At 39.5% G+C, this 19,767-nt stretch carries 18 protein-coding genes, 2 tRNA genes and 1 other annotated feature; of the genes, 19 read left to right on the forward strand and 1 reads right to left on the reverse strand.

Going from position 1 to position 19,767, the window contains the following annotated elements; translation table 11 throughout:
- Window positions 1-256 precede the first annotated feature (256 nt).
- From JCM9157_RS09005 to JCM9157_RS09050, 10 genes are all read left to right on the forward strand, one after another.
- Window positions 257-520 carry a phosphocarrier protein HPr gene (locus JCM9157_RS09005; protein ID WP_035664030.1) on the forward strand — a complete coding sequence of 88 codons (264 nt, stop codon included), beginning with the start codon at window positions 257-259 and terminating at the stop codon, window positions 518-520.
- The gene (ptsP, locus tag JCM9157_RS09010) at window positions 517-2,238 is read left to right on the forward strand and encodes a phosphoenolpyruvate--protein phosphotransferase (RefSeq protein WP_173401250.1); all 1,722 of its coding nucleotides are present in this window, start codon (window positions 517-519) and stop codon (window positions 2,236-2,238) included. The genes JCM9157_RS09005 and ptsP overlap by 4 nt, the downstream gene beginning before the upstream one ends.
- Window positions 2,239-2,389: 151 nt before the next feature.
- On the forward strand, window positions 2,390-2,833 hold the full coding sequence (locus JCM9157_RS09015) for a MarR family winged helix-turn-helix transcriptional regulator (protein ID WP_035664033.1): 444 nt from the start codon (window positions 2,390-2,392) through the stop codon (window positions 2,831-2,833).
- Window positions 2,834-2,862: 29 nt separating this feature from the next.
- A complete protein-coding gene (gene racE / locus JCM9157_RS09020) occupies window positions 2,863-3,666 on the forward strand; it encodes a glutamate racemase (protein WP_035664034.1) in 804 nt (267 codons plus the stop codon).
- A gap of 401 nt (window positions 3,667-4,067) precedes the next feature.
- The gene (locus JCM9157_RS09025; protein ID WP_173401249.1) at window positions 4,068-5,138 is read left to right on the forward strand and encodes a GerMN domain-containing protein; all 1,071 of its coding nucleotides are present in this window, start codon (window positions 4,068-4,070) and stop codon (window positions 5,136-5,138) included.
- A gap of 132 nt (window positions 5,139-5,270) precedes the next feature.
- On the forward strand, window positions 5,271-6,014 hold the full coding sequence (rph, locus tag JCM9157_RS09030; protein WP_035664035.1) for a ribonuclease PH: 744 nt from the start codon (window positions 5,271-5,273) through the stop codon (window positions 6,012-6,014).
- A 12-nt stretch (window positions 6,015-6,026) separates the two neighbouring features.
- A complete protein-coding gene (locus JCM9157_RS09035; protein ID WP_035664037.1) occupies window positions 6,027-6,626 on the forward strand; it encodes an XTP/dITP diphosphatase in 600 nt (199 codons plus the stop codon).
- A gap of 12 nt (window positions 6,627-6,638) precedes the next feature.
- Window positions 6,639-7,151 carry a metallophosphoesterase family protein gene (locus JCM9157_RS09040; RefSeq protein ID WP_035664038.1) on the forward strand — a complete coding sequence of 171 codons (513 nt, stop codon included), beginning with the start codon at window positions 6,639-6,641 and terminating at the stop codon, window positions 7,149-7,151.
- A gap of 210 nt (window positions 7,152-7,361) precedes the next feature.
- Window positions 7,362-7,432, forward strand: a tRNA-Gly gene (locus JCM9157_RS09045).
- Between the two features lie 4 nt (window positions 7,433-7,436).
- Window positions 7,437-7,513: transfer RNA gene (locus tag JCM9157_RS09050), tRNA-Arg, on the forward strand.
- A gap of 41 nt (window positions 7,514-7,554) precedes the next feature.
- Here the strand turns inward: JCM9157_RS09050 and JCM9157_RS09055 are convergent.
- Window positions 7,555-7,959 carry a hypothetical protein gene (locus JCM9157_RS09055; RefSeq protein WP_052013038.1) on the reverse strand — a complete coding sequence of 135 codons (405 nt, stop codon included), beginning with the start codon at window positions 7,957-7,959 and terminating at the stop codon, window positions 7,555-7,557.
- 301 nt (window positions 7,960-8,260) lie between these two features.
- Between JCM9157_RS09055 and ilvE the strand changes: the two genes are divergently transcribed.
- The 9 genes from ilvE (at window position 8,261) to leuD (ending at window position 19,554) form a co-directional block, all read left to right on the forward strand.
- Window positions 8,261-9,142, forward strand: a complete 882-nt coding sequence (gene ilvE / locus JCM9157_RS09060; protein WP_035664039.1) for a branched-chain-amino-acid transaminase — start codon at window positions 8,261-8,263, stop codon at window positions 9,140-9,142.
- Between the two features lie 60 nt (window positions 9,143-9,202).
- Window positions 9,203-10,870 (forward strand): dihydroxy-acid dehydratase, encoded by a 1,668-nt coding sequence (ilvD, locus tag JCM9157_RS09065; RefSeq protein WP_035664040.1) that lies wholly within the window; start codon window positions 9,203-9,205, stop codon window positions 10,868-10,870.
- Between the two features lie 4 nt (window positions 10,871-10,874).
- Window positions 10,875-11,135: a binding site (T-box leader), on the forward strand.
- A 147-nt stretch (window positions 11,136-11,282) separates the two neighbouring features.
- Window positions 11,283-13,019, forward strand: a complete 1,737-nt coding sequence (ilvB, locus tag JCM9157_RS09070; RefSeq protein WP_035664042.1) for an acetolactate synthase large subunit — start codon at window positions 11,283-11,285, stop codon at window positions 13,017-13,019.
- Window positions 13,016-13,537: an acetolactate synthase small subunit gene (gene ilvN, locus JCM9157_RS09075; RefSeq protein ID WP_035664045.1), complete on the forward strand. Its 522-nt coding sequence runs from the start codon at window positions 13,016-13,018 to the stop codon at window positions 13,535-13,537. The genes ilvB and ilvN overlap by 4 nt, the downstream gene beginning before the upstream one ends.
- Before the next feature lie 58 nt (window positions 13,538-13,595).
- On the forward strand, window positions 13,596-14,597 hold the full coding sequence (gene ilvC, locus JCM9157_RS09080; RefSeq protein ID WP_035664047.1) for a ketol-acid reductoisomerase: 1,002 nt from the start codon (window positions 13,596-13,598) through the stop codon (window positions 14,595-14,597).
- A 12-nt stretch (window positions 14,598-14,609) separates the two neighbouring features.
- The gene (locus JCM9157_RS09085) at window positions 14,610-16,157 is read left to right on the forward strand and encodes a 2-isopropylmalate synthase (RefSeq protein ID WP_035664049.1); all 1,548 of its coding nucleotides are present in this window, start codon (window positions 14,610-14,612) and stop codon (window positions 16,155-16,157) included.
- A gap of 13 nt (window positions 16,158-16,170) precedes the next feature.
- Window positions 16,171-17,265 carry a 3-isopropylmalate dehydrogenase gene (gene leuB, locus JCM9157_RS09090; protein ID WP_035664050.1) on the forward strand — a complete coding sequence of 365 codons (1,095 nt, stop codon included), beginning with the start codon at window positions 16,171-16,173 and terminating at the stop codon, window positions 17,263-17,265.
- Window positions 17,266-17,538: 273 nt separating this feature from the next.
- The gene (leuC, locus tag JCM9157_RS09095; protein WP_035664052.1) at window positions 17,539-18,957 is read left to right on the forward strand and encodes a 3-isopropylmalate dehydratase large subunit; all 1,419 of its coding nucleotides are present in this window, start codon (window positions 17,539-17,541) and stop codon (window positions 18,955-18,957) included.
- Between the two features lie 12 nt (window positions 18,958-18,969).
- Window positions 18,970-19,554 carry a 3-isopropylmalate dehydratase small subunit gene (gene leuD, locus JCM9157_RS09100; RefSeq protein WP_035664054.1) on the forward strand — a complete coding sequence of 195 codons (585 nt, stop codon included), beginning with the start codon at window positions 18,970-18,972 and terminating at the stop codon, window positions 19,552-19,554.
- The last annotated feature ends 213 nt before the right edge of the window (window positions 19,555-19,767 follow it).

A 19,767-nucleotide genomic window follows, 5' to 3' on the forward strand; every position in this document is an offset into this window, starting at 1 on the left:
GATCATAGATTGTACACTTAATTACGTGTTACTGATTCGATCAGGCATAAGTAGAAGTGTATATGAAGGGCAGATGGGGTACGCTATATATGTACAAACCTATTTATTTTTCATGTACTTTTTCCTACTTAAGCCTTTTTTTATTGCTTAAATGGTTGTTTGTACCAAAAAAGCGGAAGAAAAAACTTGGGAAGCGCGTCTGTGCAACCAGTTTTTCTAAATAACTAATCCAAAAAATGAAAGAGGTAGATCAATTATGGCAGAAAAAACATTTTTAATCACAGCAGATACTGGAATCCACGCTCGTCCAGCTACACAATTAGTAAACAAAGCAGGTCAATTTTCTTCAGATATTACACTTGAGTACAAAGGGAAGTCAGTTAACCTTAAGTCAATCATGGGTGTAATGTCTCTTGGTGTTGGTAAAGGTGCTGAAGTTACAGTAAAAGCTGAAGGTTCTGATGCTGATGAAGCGTTACAAGCAATCGAAGACGTTATTAAGGAAGGGCTAGGAGAATAATGCTTAAACTTACCGGTATCGCTGCTTCTTCTGGCGTAGCGATCGCAAAGGCTTTTGTTCATGAAGAGCCAGATATGACAATTGAACTAAAAGAAGTTCAGGATCCGGAGAGTGAAGTTCAACGCCTAGTCGCTGCTTTAACGAAATCGAAGGAAGAACTCTCCGTTATTAAAGATAAAACGGAAAAAGAATTGGGTCCTGATAAAGCTGAAATTTTCGCAGCGCATTTACTCGTATTAAGTGATCCAGAGTTGGTTGATGCGGTTAAAGACAAAATTACAACAGATAAACAAAATGCAGAATATGCAATGAATGAAGTTTCTTCTATGTTCATATCTATGTTTGAAAATATGGATAACGAATATATGAAGGAACGCGCAGCGGATATTCGCGACGTTTCTACTCGAGTACTAGGTCACTTGTTAGGTGTTGAAGTACAATCTCTAGCAACGATTTCAGAAGAAACGATTATTATTGCAAAAGATTTAACTCCATCAGATACGGCTCAACTTAACCCTGAATTCATTAAAGGGTTTGCAACTGATATTGGTGGACGTACATCTCACTCTGCCATTATGTCTAGATCTCTTGAGATTCCAGCAGTAGTAGGTGCTAAAGAAGTAACAGCCCAAATCCAAACAGGAATGACTGTTATTGTTGATGGACTTGATGGTGTTGTCATTGTAGAACCGACAGAAGAAGAAATCGCGTCGTACACTAAAAAGCGTGATGATTTTGCTAAGCAAAAAACAGAATGGGCTAAGCTTGTTAGCGAACAAACAACTACAAAAGACGGTCAACATGTTGAACTTGCAGCGAATATTGGGACGCCAAAAGATTTAGATGGTGTTATTAACAATGGTGCTGAGGGTATTGGCTTGTATCGTACTGAATTTTTATATATGGGAAGAACCGAACTTCCTTCAGAGGAAGAACAGTTTGAAGCATATAAAGAAGTTGTTGAACGTATGGAAGGTAAGCCTGTTGTCATCCGTACATTAGATATCGGCGGCGATAAAGAATTACCATACTTAGATTTACCAAAAGAAATGAATCCATTTTTAGGTTTCCGTGCGATTCGCTTATGTCTAGAAGAACAGGATATTTTCCGTACACAACTGCGCGCTCTTCTTAGAGCAAGTGCTTTTGGAAATTTAAAAGTCATGTTCCCAATGATTGCTACACTTGATGAATTCCGTCAAGCGAAGGCTGTTTTATTGGAAGAAAAAAGCAAGTTAGTGAGTAACGGAGTTTCTGTTTCTGAAGATATGGAAATCGGAATGATGGTTGAGATTCCTTCAACTGCTGTCGCAGCAGATCTTTTTGCAAAAGAAGTTGACTTCTTTAGCATTGGCACGAACGACTTAATTCAATACACAATGGCAGCAGACCGTATGAATGAACAAGTTTCATACTTGTATCAGCCATATCATCCTGCGATCTTACGTTTAGTAAAGATGGTAGTAGATGCTGCTCATAAAGAAGGAAAATGGGCTGGAATGTGTGGAGAAATGGCAGGAGATGAAGTAGCGATCCCGTTATTACTTGGTCTTGGATTAGATGAATTTAGTATGAGTGCTACTTCCATTTTACCTGCTCGTAGTCAATTGTTATCCTTATCTAAAGAAGAGCTAGCTTCATTTGCAAATGATATGCTTTATTTAGATACGGCTGCTGAAGTAGAAGAAAGAGTACGAACTTCTTTTATGACTAAATAAATTTAAATTGACTTAATGAGCGATTTCGTTCATTAAGTCAATTTTTTTAAGTAAAAAGTCACAATCTGTCACATTCTTCTCTTGCTTTTAACGAAGAAACAAGGGACAATAATGACAATAACACAGGATCTGTGTATAGGAGGTGCGTAAGGTGGATCATCGCCAAATTGAAGCAATTGAACGTTCATTACGTAGAGTAGCAGAAATGGTAAAGCAAAAGGGTCGAGAAATCCTCACGCAATTTCCAATAACCCCACCGCAATTTGTAGCATTGCAATGGCTAAACGAATATGGTGATATGACGATTGGTGAACTATCTACAAAAATGTACTTAGCATGCAGTACAACAACTGATTTAGTAGATAGAATGGAAAAAAATGAACTTGTAGAACGAGTAAAAGATAAAAACGACCGACGTGTTGTACGCATTCATTTATTAGATAAAGGTCGTACAATTATTGAAGAAGTTATTAATAAACGACAAGATTACTTAGAAGGCATTTTAAAAGATTTCTCTCAAGATGAAGTCGATTTTCTTGAGAAGAGTTTGCATGTCTTACACGATGAAATGAAAGCGACACGTGTGAATCAATAGATAGAGTCGAAAGAAATTGAGGGGTACTGTTGGATAGACCGATTGGAGTTATTGATTCAGGACTAGGCGGACTTACTGTAGCAAAAGAGATTATGAGACAGTTGCCAAAAGAAGAGATCATTTACATTGGTGATTCAGCTCGTTGTCCCTATGGTCCGCGGTCAGCAGAAGAAGTAAGACAATTTACATGGGAAATGATTAATTGTCTACTAGAAGAAAAGATGAAGATGCTTGTGATTGCTTGTAACACGGCTACAGCTGTAGTGCTTGATGAAGTAAAGCGAGAGTTGCCTATCCCTGTTGTTGGCGTCGTCCATCCGGGCGCAATCAGTGCTTTAAAAGTTACACAAAAGGATCATGTAGCGATAATTGGGACAACTGGCACGATTCAAAGTCAAGCTTATGAAAAAGCTTTAAAGTCCATTAACAGTGAAGTTAAGGTTGAAAGTCTAGCATGTCCACCGTTTGTCCCACTTGTAGAAAGAGGGATTTTTGATGGACCAGAAGCTGAAGCGATTGTTGATCAAGCTTTACAACCGTTAGACGGATTTGAGTTTGACACGCTTATTTTAGGGTGTACTCATTACCCACTTTTAAAAGATGTGATTGCCAAGCGTGTAGGACCAAGCATAGAATTAATTTCTTCAGGTGACGAAACGGCAAGAGAAGTAAGCAGCCTGCTTTATCATAAAAATCTTCTCTTCACAGACGAACGAGAAACGAAACACCGTTTTTACACGACAGGAGATGCTACTCGGTTTAAAAAGCTAGCTGATCAATGGCTAGAAATGAACGTCGGACATGTAAAAACGCTGAATTTAACGGCTGATTGAGAGGAAGCTCGTATGATGGACGGAAGTCTATCATGCGAGCTTTTTTTGATGATGAGAGAGGGGGAGGGTTTAGAGGACAGGAGATTCTCTATTTCTATTAAAACAGCCTATATAACCTTCTAAAAGGACAGAGAGGCCCTTATTTCGTTTATTTTTAATTAAAATGTAACGATTTTAGATAGATAAGGAACCTCCTGTCCTCGAAATAAGGAAAAACGAGAGATTTAATCATAATAGCGAATCCTCTGTCCTCCACAAACATAAACGCTGTGACAATCGGCTCCGCTCATTGCTTTTATTTTTTTAAAAAAGACAAGTTCGGTCTTTTTTAAAAATATTGGTCTATTATTATTTCAAGGCTCGTATACATGTAGTACAAACTATCTTAGGAGGGAATACAAATGCGTAAAGTTATGAGAAAAGGGGTTCCCGCCCTTGCGGTTGCTACTATGTTAACAATGACAGCTTGTTCTTTTGGGGCTGATAAGACGAGTAATGAAATGGATACACCGCCTACCAATTATTTAGAAGAGGATGAGTCGTTAGAATTGGAAGATGGAGAAGAGGCTGACCCTGGTGAAGTAGATGGTGAAGAAGTAGCGGAAGAGAGCAGTATGAGAGAATTATACTTAATTGATGCGAACGGGATGGTTGTTCCTCAAACATTTGAATTACCTAGAACACAAAGTGTGTTGAAACAATCGCTTGAGTATTTAGTAGACGGAGGTCCTGTGACCGATATGCTTCCAAACGGTTTCCGTGCAGTTCTTCCAGCTGGAACAGAAGTAGATGTTGATTTAAAAGAGGATGGAATTGCAGTAGCAGACTTCTCGAATGAGTTTAGCAACTACGATCCAAGTCAAGAAAAGCAAGTGCTAGAGGCGATTACATTTACTTTAACTCAATTTGAAAATGTCGATAGTGTTCAAATTCGTATTAATGGACATAAACAAGATATGATGCCAGTTAGCGGGACGCCAATTGGTGAAGGTGTTAGTAGAGCGAACGGAATTAACATCGAAACAGGTGATGTGACAGATGTTGTAAATAGTAGAGGAGTTACACTTTACTTCTTAGCTCAAAATGGTGAAAACTCGTATTACGTACCTGTAACACGTCGTGTATCGCTAGGAGAGGATACTTTAACGTCAGCCGTAAATGAGTTACTTAAAGGACCAGCTCATCAATCTGATTTATTAACTGATTTCCGTCAAGGGGTTGCTCTATTGGATGAGCCAATGTATGAAAATGGAACGCTTACTTTAAACTTTAATGAGTCTATCTTATCAGAGTTGCAAGCTACAGCTGTTTCTTCTGAAGTGATGAATATGCTGGCTCTTACTTTAACGGAACAAGAAGGCGTTGAAAAAGTAGCGATCCAAGTGAACGGGGAAGCAAACATCCTTAATGAGTCAGGTGAAACGGTTCAACCAGTTTCAAGACCATCACTTGTTAATACTGGAAGATATTAATAGCTTTATTGGACTCGAGCCTCATAATTAATTATACTTATTATATCGCTAGGAAAAAGGAGGAGCATCTTGCTACCTCCTTTTTACCCTTACATAAAAAGTTTTGGTTATTAACGAGTAGGAGGATATTATATGAGAGTCGATGGCCGTGATGTAGATCAGTTAAGAGAAGTCGTCATAGAAACAAATTATGTTAAACACCCGGAAGGATCGGTTTTAATTTCGATGGGAGATACAAAAGTGATTTGTACAGCTACAGTGGAAGATCGTGTTCCGCCTTTTCTAAGAGGGAAGGGGAAAGGTTGGATTACAGCGGAATATTCCATGTTACCCAGAGCAACAGAACAACGAAACATTAGAGAGTCGTCAAAAGGTAAAGTAGCGGGGAGAACTATGGAAATTCAAAGATTAATTGGACGAGCCCTGCGTTCTATTCTTGATCTTGAAAAAATAGGAGAACGCACCATCTGGATTGATTGTGACGTGATTCAAGCTGATGGAGGAACACGAACGGCTTCTATTACAGGTGCATTTGTAGCGCTAGCTCTAGCTATGGAAAAAATATTAAATGCAGGAAAAATTAAAGAATGGCCAATTACTGATTATTTAGCAGCTGTATCAGTGGGGATTGATTCCCAAAAAGAAGCTTTGCTTGACCTGTGCTACCAAGAAGATGCTAACGCAGAAGTGGATATGAATGTTGTCATGACAGGAGTGCATCACTTCGTTGAGCTTCAAGGAACAGGAGAAGAAGCAACATTTTCAAGAGAGCAACTTAACTCGTTACTAGATATAGCTGAAAAGGGAATTGATGAGCTAGTTAAAATTCAACGAGAAACATTAGGTTCGATCGCTGACAGAATGATAGAAAAGTAAAGGAGTAAGTAGATGAATAAGGAAATGGTCATTGCCACGCAAAATAAAGGCAAAATTGCTGAATTTGAGCAAATGTTTCGAGCGAGTGGATGGGTCGTAAAGTCATTACTTGATTATCCTGATATTCCAGATATCGAAGAGGACGGAGAGACGTTCGCCGAAAATGCTGCTAAAAAAGCCGAGACGCTAGCCAAACACTTGAATCGACTAGTAATAGCAGATGATTCTGGTCTCATAGTGGATGCTTTGAATGGTAGACCTGGTGTATACTCAGCCAGATACGCAGGCGAAGAGAAAAGTGATCTCAAAAATATGGAGAAAGTTTTAAAAGAACTAATTGATGTTCCGAGTGAAGATCGAACAGCACGCTTTATCTGTTTAATTGCTGTAGCAAGACCCAACGAAGAAACGTTACTTTATGAAGGGTCTTGTGAAGGCTATATTGCAGCAACCGCAACTGGTGATTACGGATTTGGCTACGATCCAATCTTCTATGTACGAGAACACGATCAAACAATGGCTCAGTTAACCTCTGAACAAAAAAATAAAATCAGTCACCGAGCACAAGCTCTAACTAAATTAATGGAACATCAAAGCGATTGGAACAAGTAAGGAGGAAGGCAAGTGAAAGCACTCATCATTAGTGATAGTCATGGATTTGAAAAAGAGCTAAAACTAATTGCAGATCGGCATCGTCACGAGGTAGATGCGCTTTTTCATTGTGGCGATTCCGAGTTGCCGAATGGACATGAAGCACTTGAAGGCTTATATATTGTAAAAGGAAACTGTGATTTTAACGTTGATTTTCCAGATGACCTTACTGAGACGATCCGAGGTGTGACGTTTTACGTGACACATGGTCACTTGTACAATGTCAAAATGACTCATGTTCCATTAAGTTACAGAGCGGAAGAGAATCAAGCGGAGATAGCCTGTTTTGGACATTCGCATGTAGCTACAGCATTTCAAGAAAACGGAGTCGTTTATATCAATCCAGGGAGCATCCGTCTACCTCGTAATAGAGTAGAGCGAACGTATTGTATTTGTGAGTGCGAAGGCGAGACAATTAAAATTACTTATTATGGTTTTAATGGAGAGGTGATTCCTGATTTAGCTTTTCGATTTACTAGAAAATAAATCTACACGTAATCCCGAAAGCTCGGTTACAACCTCTTTTGGGATTACTAAAAAATAATCAGAAACTGTTGACATGTTATATTTATTTTGATATAGTTATAAATGTCGCTGAAACGTAACAGAAAAAACTTTTGAAAAACATCTTGTTCTTAAAATGAATATGTGTTAAAATTATTTCTGTTAGAGTTGAGACGATGGTCAAATTAATATGCGGGTGTAGTTTAATGGTAAAACCTCAGCCTTCCAAGCTGATGTTGTGAGTTCGATTCTCATCACCCGCTCTTTGTCCCAGTAGCTCAGCCGGATAGAGCATACGCCTTCTAAGCGTACGGTCGGGAGTTCGAATCTCTCCTGGGACGCCATTTTTTTTACATACTAAAACAATTAATATAACGTCTCCCCCTCATGATGAGGAGGAGACGTTTTTTGTTGGTGCTTGTTTTAAAATTAAATCAAAATAGCGGCGTTCGTCTTTGAGCAATTGATCTGTATCATAGAAGATCACTCGCCATTGACGTTTTTTCAATTGCTTAATGATTCTTTTTTCATCCATTCCGGGCTTAAACTCTATTAAAGCGAGTTTGTATGGAACGAGAGCTAAATTTGCTCGAATATGTTCAATCCAGTAATGAGGAGTTGGATAATACATATTTGCCCGTAATTGATGATAAAGCAGTTTCTCTGCTTCTGTGTTACATTTTGTCCATAAATCCTCAACAACAACTAACGAAGCACGGCCTTTTCTGGTTACTCTAATAAAAGGAAATTTTTTGGTTAGTCTAACGTTTTTTTTGTATTTTTTTAACATGTATGATCACCCAATAATAGCATGTCCGAAGATGACTAATATATCCACTAAATAGGAATTAGTGGAATTTTTATTTACCAACTTCAAAGCTAGCAATGGTGTAAGCGTATACATGATAATAGACTAATCAAAATAGTCTAATTATTTTTAAAAAAATGGTTGACCATGCACCTGAATGAGCGTAAGATAAATCACAACAAAACAATTTCAGAAAAACAAATGTCCGCTCTAGAGAGATAAAAAGTAAAGTAGTTTTACCAAAAAAAGCTATTTTACAATGTACGTGAGGAGAGTAAACGTCATGAGTGAACAATGGATTTATCTCGGTGGTGAATTTGTCAGAAAGCAAGATGCTAAAATTTCAGTTTATGATCATGGTTTCTTGTATGGTGATGGGGTATTTGAAGGGATTCGAGTCTATGACGGCAATGTTTTTCGATTAGAAGAACATCTTGATAGACTTTATAACTCGGCCAAATCAATCATGTTGCAAATTCCTCATTCAAAAGAGGAAATGCAAAATCTAGTTATTGAAACTCTTCAAAGAAATGAATTAAAAAACGCTTATATTCGTCTTGTTGTTTCTAGAGGAGTAGGTAATTTAGGGCTTGACCCAACATCGTGCGCTAAACCACAAGTGATTATTATCGCTGAAGAGTTAGCTTTATTTCCAAAAGAATTATATGATTCAGGACTTGAAATCGTTACAGTAGCAACGAGAAGAAATCGTCCTGATGTACTAAGTCCTAAAGTTAAATCACTGAATTATCTGAATAATGTTCTAGTTAAGATTGAAGCTAGCCTTGCAGGTGTTAGCGAAGCACTTATGCTAAATGACCAGGGTTATGTAGCTGAAGGATCTGCTGACAACGTATTTATTGTTAAAGGGAAAGAGTTATTAACTCCTCCTGGTTATGTTGGAGCGCTAGAAGGTATTACAAGAAACGCGATCATTGAGATCGCTAAAGAGTTAGATTATATAGTAAAAGAAGAGCCTTTTACAAGACACGACGTATACGTTGCAGATGAAGTGTTTTTAACAGGAACGGCTGCAGAAGTTATCGCTGTTATTAAAGTAGATGGACGCGTCATTGGAGATGGAAAGCCTGGAGTAGAGACAAAGGTTCTATTAGAGGCATTTAGAGAAAGAGTGGTAGAAGAGGGAGTAAAAGTCTATTCTTAGACAAATAGATAGAGAAGAGTAGAGTTGAGAGAGAAGCATGGAAGTAGGGAGCGGGTAGCAATGAGAAGTGACATGATTAAAAAAGGGATTGATAGAGCACCACATCGTAGTTTACTAAGAGCTGCGGGTGTAAAAGAAGAGGATATGAATAAACCGTTTATCGGGGTTTGTAACTCTTACATTGATATTATTCCAGGGCATATGCATTTAAATAAGTTTGCAGAGGTAGCAAAGCAAGCGATTCGAGAAGCAGGAGGCATTCCATTTGAATTCAACACGATTGGTGTTGATGATGGAATTGCAATGGGGCATATCGGAATGCGTTATTCTCTTCCGAGTCGAGAAATTATTTGCGATGCAGCTGAAACAGTTATTAATGCTCACTGGTTTGACGGTGTGTTCTACATTCCAAACTGTGACAAAATTACACCGGGTATGTTAATGGCAGCTGTGAGAACTAATGTACCAGCCGTATTCGTCTCAGGTGGACCAATGGAGGCAGGTAAAACAAAAGACGGGCAGAACTTGTCACTTGTATCTGTCTTTGAAGGAGTAGGCGCATTTGCGTCAGGTAATATGACAAGGGAAGAACTTCTTGAAATTGAACAAACAGCTTGTCCGACTTGTGGCTCCTGTTCCGGAATGTTCACAGCTAACTCAATGAACTCTCTTATGGAAATGTTAGGTTTAGCATTACCTGGAAATGGAACGATCGTTGCTACATCTAATGATCGTCATAAATTAATTAAGGACGCTGCAAAGCACTTAATGAATTTAATTGAAAAGGACATTCGTCCTCGTGATATCGTGACACAAGAAACGATTGATGATGCATTTGCGCTTGATATGGCAATGGGTGGATCGACTAACACAGTCCTCCATACATTGGCAATTGCTAACGAAGCAGAAATTGAATATGATCTTAATAGAATTAATCAAGTTGCTGAACGAATTCCATACTTGAGTAAAATTAGTCCAGCTTCTGATTATTCAATGGACGATGTTCACCATGCTGGTGGAGTTAGTGCGATCATCAAAGAACTTTGCTCAATTGAAGGAGCGATTCATCCAGATCGTATTACAATCACTGGAAAAAGTTTGTATGAAAATGTAAAAGATGCAGAAATTACAAATGATGATGTGATTCGTCGTAAAGATAATCCTTATAGCCCTGTTGGTGGTCTTTCCATCTTATTTGGAAACATAGCACCAGACGGAGGAGTTATTAAAGTAGGAGCTGTTGATCCATCTATTAAGGTGTTTGAAGGAGAAGCTATCGTCTTCGAATCTCAAGAAGAAGCACAAAAAGGGATTGATGATGGACTCGTTCAAGCAGGACACGTAGTTGTCATTCGCTACGAGGGACCAAAAGGAGGTCCGGGAATGCCTGAGATGTTAGCTCCAACATCGGCTATTGCTGGTAGAGGGCTAAGCACGAAAGTTGCTCTTATCACAGACGGTCGTTTCTCAGGGGCTTCAAGAGGGATTTCAATTGGTCATATCTCTCCAGAAGCAGCAGAAGGTGGCCCAATTGCATTCGTTGAAAACGGAGATCGAATTCGAATTGATTTAACAAATAGAACAATTGATTGGCTTGTATCTGATGAAGTTCATGCTGAACGCAAAGAAGGATTTGTTCAACCAGAACCGAAAGTGAAAAAAGGATACCTTGCTAGATATTCTAAATTAGTAACAAGCGCTAATACAGGTGGAGTTATGAAAATTTAATAACGCTAAAACGAAGAAGAGGAAAAGTAATCAATGTTTGACTTCAACAGAGAGCCGTGGTGCTGAAATGCGGTGTTGTCAACTTTGACGAAGCTCGCCTCCGAGTATCATTCTGAACAATTTTTTTCAGTAGGAATGGTCGGGTGTTCACAGCACTCGTTATTAAAAAAGGATAAGTGGAAACTTATCCATAAGATTGAATAAATTTTATTTATTCAATGAATAAGGGTGGTACCGTGGAAAGATAAATCTTTTCGCCCCTTCAGCTACATCAGGGTGGCTTATATGGGGTGGAAAGATTTTTTTCTTGTTCTTTTTTAAGAAAAATTAAATTATTAACAAAATAAACACCTTATGCCATTAGAATACAGAATGTTTTGTAAATAGATCAATCATATAAGGAGGCACAGAAATGAGTACGAAATTAAAAAATAAAGACAAAGAACAGCAAGCGAGTAACGAAATGCCAAGAGAATTATCAGGGTCTAGTATGCTCATTGAAGCTCTGGCGAAAGAGGGAGTAGATGTCATCTTTGGTTACCCTGGTGGTGCAATCCTACCAACCTATGATGAAATCTATAAAACAGGAATTCATCATGTATTAGCTAGACATGAACAAGGTGCGATTCACGCAGCGGAAGGTTATGCAAGAGTATCAGGTAAACCTGGAGTTTGTATCGTAACATCAGGTCCAGGAGCAACGAATGTTATTACAGGAATTGCTGATGCCATGATTGACTCACTTCCACTTGTTGTGATTACGGGGCAAGTAGCGACAACAGTCATTGGAACAGATGCATTCCAAGAAGCGGATATCATCGGAATTACAATGCCGATTACAAAACATAACTATCAAGTTCGATCTGTTGATGAATTTCCGAGAATTATTAAAGAGGCATTTCATATCGCAACAACAGGCAGACCTGGACCGGTTTTAATTGATTTACCTAAAGATGTGTCACTAGCAACTGGCATTTTTGACTACGACAAAGAAGTCAATTTACCGGGATACCAGCCAACTACTGTTCCGAATCGCTTGCAAATTCGCAAAGTGGTAGATGCTGTAACAGAAGCAAAGCGTCCTGTTATTTTAGCTGGTGCGGGAGTATTACATGGAAAAGCATCAGAAGAGTTACTTCAATTTGTTGAACAAACAAAGATTCCAGTCGTTAACACACTACTTGGACTTGGAGCGTTCCCAGGAGATCATGATTTGTTCTTAGGAATGGGTGGAATGCACGGAACATACACAGCCAACATGGCTATTCATGAATCTGATTTATTAATTAGCATTGGCGCTAGATTTGATGACCGATTAACTGGAAATCTAGAATATTTCGCTCCAAATGCAAGAGTGGTTCATATTGATATCGACCCGGCTGAAATCGGCAAAAATATCAAAACGGAAATTCCTGTTGTTGGGGATGCGAAACTTGCAATTCAAATGCTTATTGATGAACAAGGAGAAGCAGGCGATACGCAAGAGTGGTGTCAGAAATTAATAGGAATGAAGCAAGAGTATCCACTTTGGTATAAAGAAGACGGCGAGACAATCAAACCACAAAATCTAATTGAATTAATTCACGAAGTAACAAACGGAGAAGCGATTGTAACGACAGATGTCGGCCAACACCAAATGTGGTCAGCTCAATTCTATCGTTTTAACAAACCGAATCGTTGGGTCACTTCAGGTGGACTTGGAACAATGGGCTTTGGTTTCCCAGCAGCGATCGGAGCACAATTTGCAGAGCCAGAATCGCCAGTTGTTGCAGTAATTGGGGACGCAGGTTTTCAAATGACAGCTCAAGAGCTTTCCATTCTGCAAGAATTAAATCTACCAGTGAAAATTGTCATCGTGAACAATGCATCACTTGGAATGGTAAGGCAATGGCAACAACTATTCCATGGTGAACGCTACTCTAACTCGTTGTTCCCGATTCAACCTAACTTTGTCAAACTAGCTGAAGCTTATGACATTAAAGGCTTACGGGTCGATCATCTTTCAGACCTGAAGGGAGCACTAGAAGAAATGCTAGCTCACCCAGGACCTGTGTTATTAGATGTTCGAGTTGCAAAAGAAGAAAATGTGTATCCGATGATTTCTCCTGGTAAAGGTCAACATCAAATGGAGGGGGTTAAGCCACTATGAAGCGCACAATTACAGCTTTAGTTAATAATACGTCTGGTGTGCTCAACCGAATTACCGGATTGTTTGCTAGACGTCACTATAATATTGAAAGCATTACTGTTGGAGTAACTGAAAACCCAGCTGTTTCAAGAATGACGTTTGTTGTTGCTGTTGACAGTATGCAAAATGTAGAGCAGGTTATTAAGCAATTAAATAAACAAGTTGATGTGTTAAAAGTTAAAGATATAACGGATGAATCTATCGTTGCTCGCGAGCTTGCTCTTGTGAAAATTGTGGTTACTCCACAGCAACGAGGGGAAGTAGCTGCTCTTGTTAATCCATTCCGCGCGACCATCATTGATGTTGGCCGAGAGTCGATGACCATTCAAATTACAGGAGATCATCCAAAGGTAGAAGCATTTATTGATCTGCTTCGCCCTTATGGCATCAAGGAAATTGCTAGAACAGGAATCACTGCCTTTAATCGCAGCACGAAAAAACCTGTAACAGATCCTTATCGCTTAACACTCATTAATTAATCTAGTGAATTCATAATTCAAAATATAAATTATTTAAACAAAGAGGAGAGATTTCATTATGGCAAAGGTAGTTTACAATTCAGACATTAACGAAGCAGTATTACAAGGGAAAAAAGTAGCGGTGATCGGTTATGGTTCGCAAGGTCATGCTCATTCTTTAAATATGCGTGAGAGCGGTCAAGACGTAATTATCGGTTTACGCCCTGGTAAGTCATGGGATAAAGCAGTAGAAGACGGATTTGAAGTATTTTCTGTTCGTGAAGCTGCAGCTCAAGCTGATTTAATCATGATTCTTCTTCCAGATGAGCTTCAACCAACTGTATACAAAAACGAAATTGAGCCTGAATTAACAGAAGGCAAAACATTAGCATTTGCTCATGGTTTTAACATTCATTTTAATCAAATCGTTCCACCAAGCAATGTGGATGTATTTTTAGCAGCTCCAAAAGGACCTGGTCACTTAGTTCGTCGTGTATTTGAAGAAGGTGGCGGTGTTCCTGGATTAATCGCTGTATACCAAGATGCTACAGGTCAAGCAAAAGAGATTGCTTTAGCATACGCAAAACAAATTGGTTCAGCTCGTGCAGGTGTTCTTGAAACAACATTCCAAGAAGAAACAGAAACAGATTTATTCGGAGAGCAAGCGGTTCTTTGTGGTGGCGCATCGGCTCTTGTAAAAGCTGGATTCGAAACATTAGTTGAAGCTGGTTACCAACCTGAGGTTGCTTACTTCGAGTGTTTACATGAATTAAAATTAATCGTTGACCTTATGTATGAAGGTGGACTTGAAACAATGCGTTATTCCATCTCTGATACAGCACAATGGGGAGATTATGTAGCAGGTCCGCAAATCATCACAGATGAAACGAAAAAAGCAATGAAAAAAGTACTTACAGATATTCAAACAGGTAAATTTGCTAAAGGTTGGATTTTAGAAAACCAAGCAAATCGTCCGGAGTTCACAGCAATCACTAGAGCGGAAAGCCAACACCCAATTGAAGTAGTTGGTCGTGAACTACGTGAAATGATGCCGTTTGTAAAATCTAAATCAAAAATCTAAGGAGTGGTTGTAGTGCGTAAAATAAATGTTTTTGATACCACGCTAAGAGACGGAGAACAGTCAGCAGGTGTTAATTTAAACTTTCAAGAGAAGCTTGAGATTGCGAAACAGCTGGAACGCTTGGGTGTAGATATCATTGAGGCTGGTTTTCCAGCCTCCTCTCAAGGAGATTTCGCTTCAGTCAAAGCAATCGCCCAAACTGTTAAGGGCAGCTCAATTACAGGTCTCGCCCGTTCACTTGAGCGTGATATTGAAACGACTTGGGAAGCACTGAAAGAAAGTGCAGAACCAAGAATTCACACTTTTATTGCCACTTCTCCTATCCATATGGAATATAAGCTTAGAATGACACCAGATCAAGTTGTTGAAAATGCGGTTGCTGCTGTGAAACTAGCAGCTTCCAAATTTCCTCAAGTTCAGTGGTCAGCGGAAGATGCGAGTCGTTCAGACTTAGCATTTCTAGCAAGAATTATAAAAGAAGTGATTGATGCAGGTGCAACGGTTATTAATCTTCCTGATACAGTAGGTTATACAACGCCTTATGAAATTGGTCAGATGTTCCGATATGTGTCAGAAAATGTGCCTAACATTGATAAGGCTATTCTATCTACTCATAATCATGATGATTTAGGAATGGCGGTTGCAAACTCACTTGCTGCGATTCAAAACGGAGCAGGTCAAGTTGAATGTACGATCAATGGTATTGGTGAACGAGCAGGGAACGCTTCATTAGAAGAGATTGCAGTAGCTTTGCAAATTCGCCAAGATCACTATCAAGCAAACACAGGTTTAACGTTAAAAGAAATAAAACGCACAAGCTCGTTAGTTAGTAAACTAACAGGGATGGTTGTTCCAAATAACAAAGCCGTTGTTGGAGCAAATGCATTTGCTCATGAATCAGGGATTCACCAAGATGGAGTATTAAAAAACAAAGAAACATATGAAATCATCACTCCGGAATTAGTAGGTGTTTCATCAAACAGAATGGTCCTTGGTAAACATTCAGGGCGCCATGCCTTTAAAGAGAAGTTACAAGAGCTTGGTTTTAATGGAACAGATGAACAGCTACAGAGAACGTTCACGGCCTTTAAAGATCTTGCAGATAAGAAAAAAGACATTACGGAAGAAGATTTATTTGCGCTTATGACAGAAGCGACCGTTGGATCCGCTCAAACGCATTATGAGCTTGAAACACTGCAAGTTAATTACGGAACAACGAATATACCAACTGCAACGATTACAATGAAGCTTCCAAGTGGAGAGACCGTTCAAGAAGCAGCTACAGGATCTGGTAGTGTTGAAGCCATTTACAATACGCTAGAGCGTGTCATTGATGAACCAATTCTACTAATGGATTATCGAATTCAATCAACAACAGCTGGTCGAGATTCACTAGCTGAAGTGTATGTAACAGTAAAATATGATGGAGCTGAGTCGTCTGGTCGCGGAACAGCACATGACGTTCTAGAGGCATCGGCAAAAGCGTATATCAACGCTGTTAACCGAACGATTAATCGTAAGTTATTCAATGAACAACGAACAAATCCAATCAAAGTTTAAGGGAGTTGATCCAATGAAAAAACGAATTGCTATTCTCCCTGGTGATGGAATCGGACCGGAAGTTTGTGAGTCGGCAACAAAAGTATTAAATGAGATTGGTCGCTTGTATAATCATGAGTTTGAATTTGTTTACGGTGACCTTGGCGGTGTTGCTATCGACAAAACAGGGAACCCGTTACCTGAAGAAACACTAACAATCTGTAGACAAAGTGATGCTGTGTTACTAGGAGCTGTTGGTGGTCCAAAGTGGGATACACTTCCTGGTTCACAACGTCCAGAACAAGGACTACTAGGTTTACGTAAGCAGCTTGAACTGTTTGCTAACCTTCGCCCTGTTACAATCTACGATGCATTAGCTGAAGCGTCTCCACTTAAAAGTGAAGTAGTGGAAGGTGTAGATTTACTAATTGTTCGTGAACTAACTGGTGGTATTTACTTCGGAGAACCTCGTGAGCGAAGAGGGGAAGGAAAACAGGAAACAGCTGTTGATACTCTCGTCTACTCAAGAGAAGAGATTGAGCGTATCGTCCGTAAAGGATTTGAATTTGCAAAAGAACGTCGTGGACACCTTACTTCTGTTGATAAAGCAAATGTATTGGAATCCAGTCGCCTTTGGAGAGAAATAGTTGAAGAAGTAGCAAAGGATTACCCTGAAGTTACTTACACGCATATGCTCGTTGATAATGCCGCTATGCAGCTGATTCGTAATCCAAGGCAATTTGATGTCATGGTAACAGAAAATATGTTTGGTGATATTTTAAGTGATGAAGCTTCTATGATTACCGGTTCACTCGGGATGTTACCTTCAGCAAGTATGAGTCAAAACGGTCCAGGATTATTTGAGCCAATCCACGGATCAGCGCCAGATATCGCTGGAAAAGGAATTGCGAACCCATTAGCAACTTTATCATCTTTAACGATGATGCTTACCTTCGCTTTTCAAATGCCTGAAGAAGCGACTGCACTTCAAAACGCCATTAATGATGTTTTAGCAAAAGGGCATCGCACAGCAGATATAACAAATGATCAAACAACGGCCATTTCAACAAACGAAATGACTGAAAAAGTAATAGAAGCACTAGTAGCCAACCAAGTACCAGCATCATAATGAAAAAATGAGTTGACTTAACTAACAAACGTTAGAAGTCAACTCTTTCTAAAAAGCTATTCTCGAACGACTGTTGCCTTTGTTTTTTTTTCACCAAGTGGAATGGAGCTTCAGGTACTTGACTCCTGCGGGAAAAGAGGAAAAGGCAAGACCTCACAGACGGAGTCGTGGGGGCTTGGCAATACCCCTCGGAAAGCAAGTACCTGAAGCGCAATGAAACGGATCGTTACGATAACAGCTATCAAAAAACAAATAAAAGAGGAGGAGCATGAGATGGCACCTAAAACAATTATAGAAAAAATTTGGGAAAAGCACGAAGTAATCGCGGAAGAAGGGAAGCCAAGTCTCCTCTATATAGATTTGCACATGGTACATGAAGTGACATCCCCACAAGCGTTTGAAGGATTACGACTAGCAAACCGCAAAGTAAGACGTCCAGACTTAACGTTTGCGACAATGGACCACAATGTACCTACCGTTAATCGCTACGATATATCAGACCAAATTGCCAAAACCCAAATCGAAACTCTAGCAAACAACTGTAAGGAGTTTGGAATTGATTTAGTAGATTTAGAACATCCAGAAAACGGCATTGTTCATGTTATCGGACCAGAGCTTGGTTTAACACAGCCTGGAAAAACAATCGTTTGTGGAGATAGTCATACGTCAACGCACGGAGCGTTCGGTGCATTAGCATTTGGAATTGGAACGAGTGAAGTAGAACACGTTCTTGCGACCCAATCATTATGGCAATCACGTCCGAAAACACTAGAGATTCGTGTAACAGGAAAACTAGCTCCAGGGATAACAGCAAAAGATGTAATCTTAGCTATTATCGCAAAATTTGGTGTTGATGTTGGTACGGGTTCCGTTGTTGAGTTTACGGGTGATGCGATTCGTGGGTTAACAATGGAAGAGCGCATGACGATCTGTAATATGTCAATTGAAGCGGGAGCAAAAGCCGGTTTAATATCTCCAGATCAAGTGACTTTTGACTACTTAGAAGGAAGAGAATATGTCCCTTCAGGTGAAGAGTTTGCGAGAAAAGTTGAAGAGTGGAAAGCATTAGCAACTGATGAGAACGCAACGTATGATCGCTCAGTAACGATTGATGCTACGGAAATTGAGCCGATGGTTACATGGGGTACTAATCCTTCTCAAGGAGTAGGGATTTCAAAAGTCGTTCCTGCAGCGTCAGAAGGAGAAACGGTTACCGATCAAAGAGCCATTCAACAAGCTCTTGATTATATGGAACTAACTCCTGGAACTCCTATTTCAGAGATACAAATTCAACATGTATTTATTGGTTCATGTACAAACTCTCGTCTTAGTGATTTGCGTGCAGCCGCAAGCGTTATTAACGGTCAAAAAGTAGCGGACCATGTTCGTGCGTTAGTTGTACCTGGCTCACAAAAGGTCAAACAACGCGCGGAAGCAGAAGGCTTAGATAAGATTTTTATCGAGGCAGGCTTTGAGTGGAGAAGTTCTGGCTGTAGTATGTGTTTAAGTATGAACCCAGACGTTGTTCCAGAAGGAGAACGTTGTGCGTCAACATCGAATCGTAACTTCGAAGGACGTCAAGGTAAAGGAGCTCGCACTCATTTAGTAAGTCCGCAAATGGCTGCAGCAGCTGCTATCGCTGGTCATTTTGTCGATATCCGTAAATGGCAAAACGAAGAAGTCACGCAATAGGAGGAGAGAAGAATGGAACCAATTGTTAAACATAAAGGAATTATTGCAACATTAGATCGAGTTAACGTGGATACAGACCAAATCATTCCTAAGCAATTTTTGAAGCGCGTGGAACGCACTGGTTTCGGTCAATTCTTATTTTACGACTGGCGTTTTCTAAGTGATGGAAAGCCTGATCCGAAATTTGAATTAAATCAAGATCATAATCAAGGTGCCACTGTTCTTGTAGCTGGTCATAACTTTGGTTGTGGATCTTCTCGTGAGCATGCTCCTTGGGCGTTACATGACTACGGATTTAAAGTGGTTATTGCGCCGACTTTTGCTGATATTTTTTACAACAACTGTGTAAAAAATGGAATGCTTCCGATCCGCTTGGATGAGAAAAAAGTGTATCAACTACTAAAAAATGGGGCGAATGAAACATATGAGCTCACAGTAGATTTAGAAAATCAAATTCTAACTGGCGAAAACTTTGAAGCAACTTTTGCGATTGATCCATATTGGAAAGAAATGCTTTTAAACGGTTGGGATGAGATTGGTTTAACGCTTAAATACGAAAAAGAAATTGAAAGCTATGAGACCCTGCAAAAAGGGTAATCGTTCTTTTTTATGAGCAGAGCAGAGGCTAGCAGAGCGAAAGATTTAGTTTAGTGCAAAGACGATATCAATAAAAGGTCATTGTTATGAGGGGATTATATGTTCCATCTCGTGACAGTGACCTTTTCCCTTCTGAATGAATGATTGTAATGGTTGTTGGTTACTGATAAACTTATGAGAATAAGAATGTTCAAAAAGTCTATCACTTGCAAG

The sequence above is a fragment of the Halalkalibacter akibai JCM 9157 genome (assembly GCF_000513135.1).
GTDB classification, from domain to species: domain Bacteria; phylum Bacillota; class Bacilli; order Bacillales; family Bacillaceae_D; genus Halalkalibacter; species Halalkalibacter akibai.

Excerpts from the sequence above, each read along its gene's own strand:
- ilvN (WP_035664045.1), top strand. The coding sequence starts at position 13,016 with ATGAAGCGCACAATTACAGCTTTAGTTAATAATACGTCTGGTGTGCTC.
- rph (WP_035664035.1), top strand. The coding sequence starts at position 5,271 with ATGAGAGTCGATGGCCGTGATGTAGATCAGTTAAGAGAAGTCGTCATA.
- leuD (WP_035664054.1), top strand. The coding sequence starts at position 18,970 with ATGGAACCAATTGTTAAACATAAAGGAATTATTGCAACATTAGATCGA.
- JCM9157_RS09035 (WP_035664037.1), top strand. The coding sequence starts at position 6,027 with ATGAATAAGGAAATGGTCATTGCCACGCAAAATAAAGGCAAAATTGCT.
- JCM9157_RS09005 (WP_035664030.1), top strand. The coding sequence starts at position 257 with ATGGCAGAAAAAACATTTTTAATCACAGCAGATACTGGAATCCACGCT.
- ilvC (WP_035664047.1), top strand. The coding sequence starts at position 13,596 with ATGGCAAAGGTAGTTTACAATTCAGACATTAACGAAGCAGTATTACAA.
- ilvE (WP_035664039.1), top strand. The coding sequence starts at position 8,261 with ATGAGTGAACAATGGATTTATCTCGGTGGTGAATTTGTCAGAAAGCAA.
- JCM9157_RS09025 (WP_173401249.1), top strand. The coding sequence starts at position 4,068 with ATGCGTAAAGTTATGAGAAAAGGGGTTCCCGCCCTTGCGGTTGCTACT.
- leuC (WP_035664052.1), top strand. The coding sequence starts at position 17,539 with ATGGCACCTAAAACAATTATAGAAAAAATTTGGGAAAAGCACGAAGTA.
- JCM9157_RS09055 (WP_052013038.1), bottom strand. The coding sequence starts at position 7,959 with ATGTTAAAAAAATACAAAAAAAACGTTAGACTAACCAAAAAATTTCCT.
- leuB (WP_035664050.1), top strand. The coding sequence starts at position 16,171 with ATGAAAAAACGAATTGCTATTCTCCCTGGTGATGGAATCGGACCGGAA.
- ilvB (WP_035664042.1), top strand. The coding sequence starts at position 11,283 with ATGAGTACGAAATTAAAAAATAAAGACAAAGAACAGCAAGCGAGTAAC.
- ilvD (WP_035664040.1), top strand. The coding sequence starts at position 9,203 with ATGAGAAGTGACATGATTAAAAAAGGGATTGATAGAGCACCACATCGT.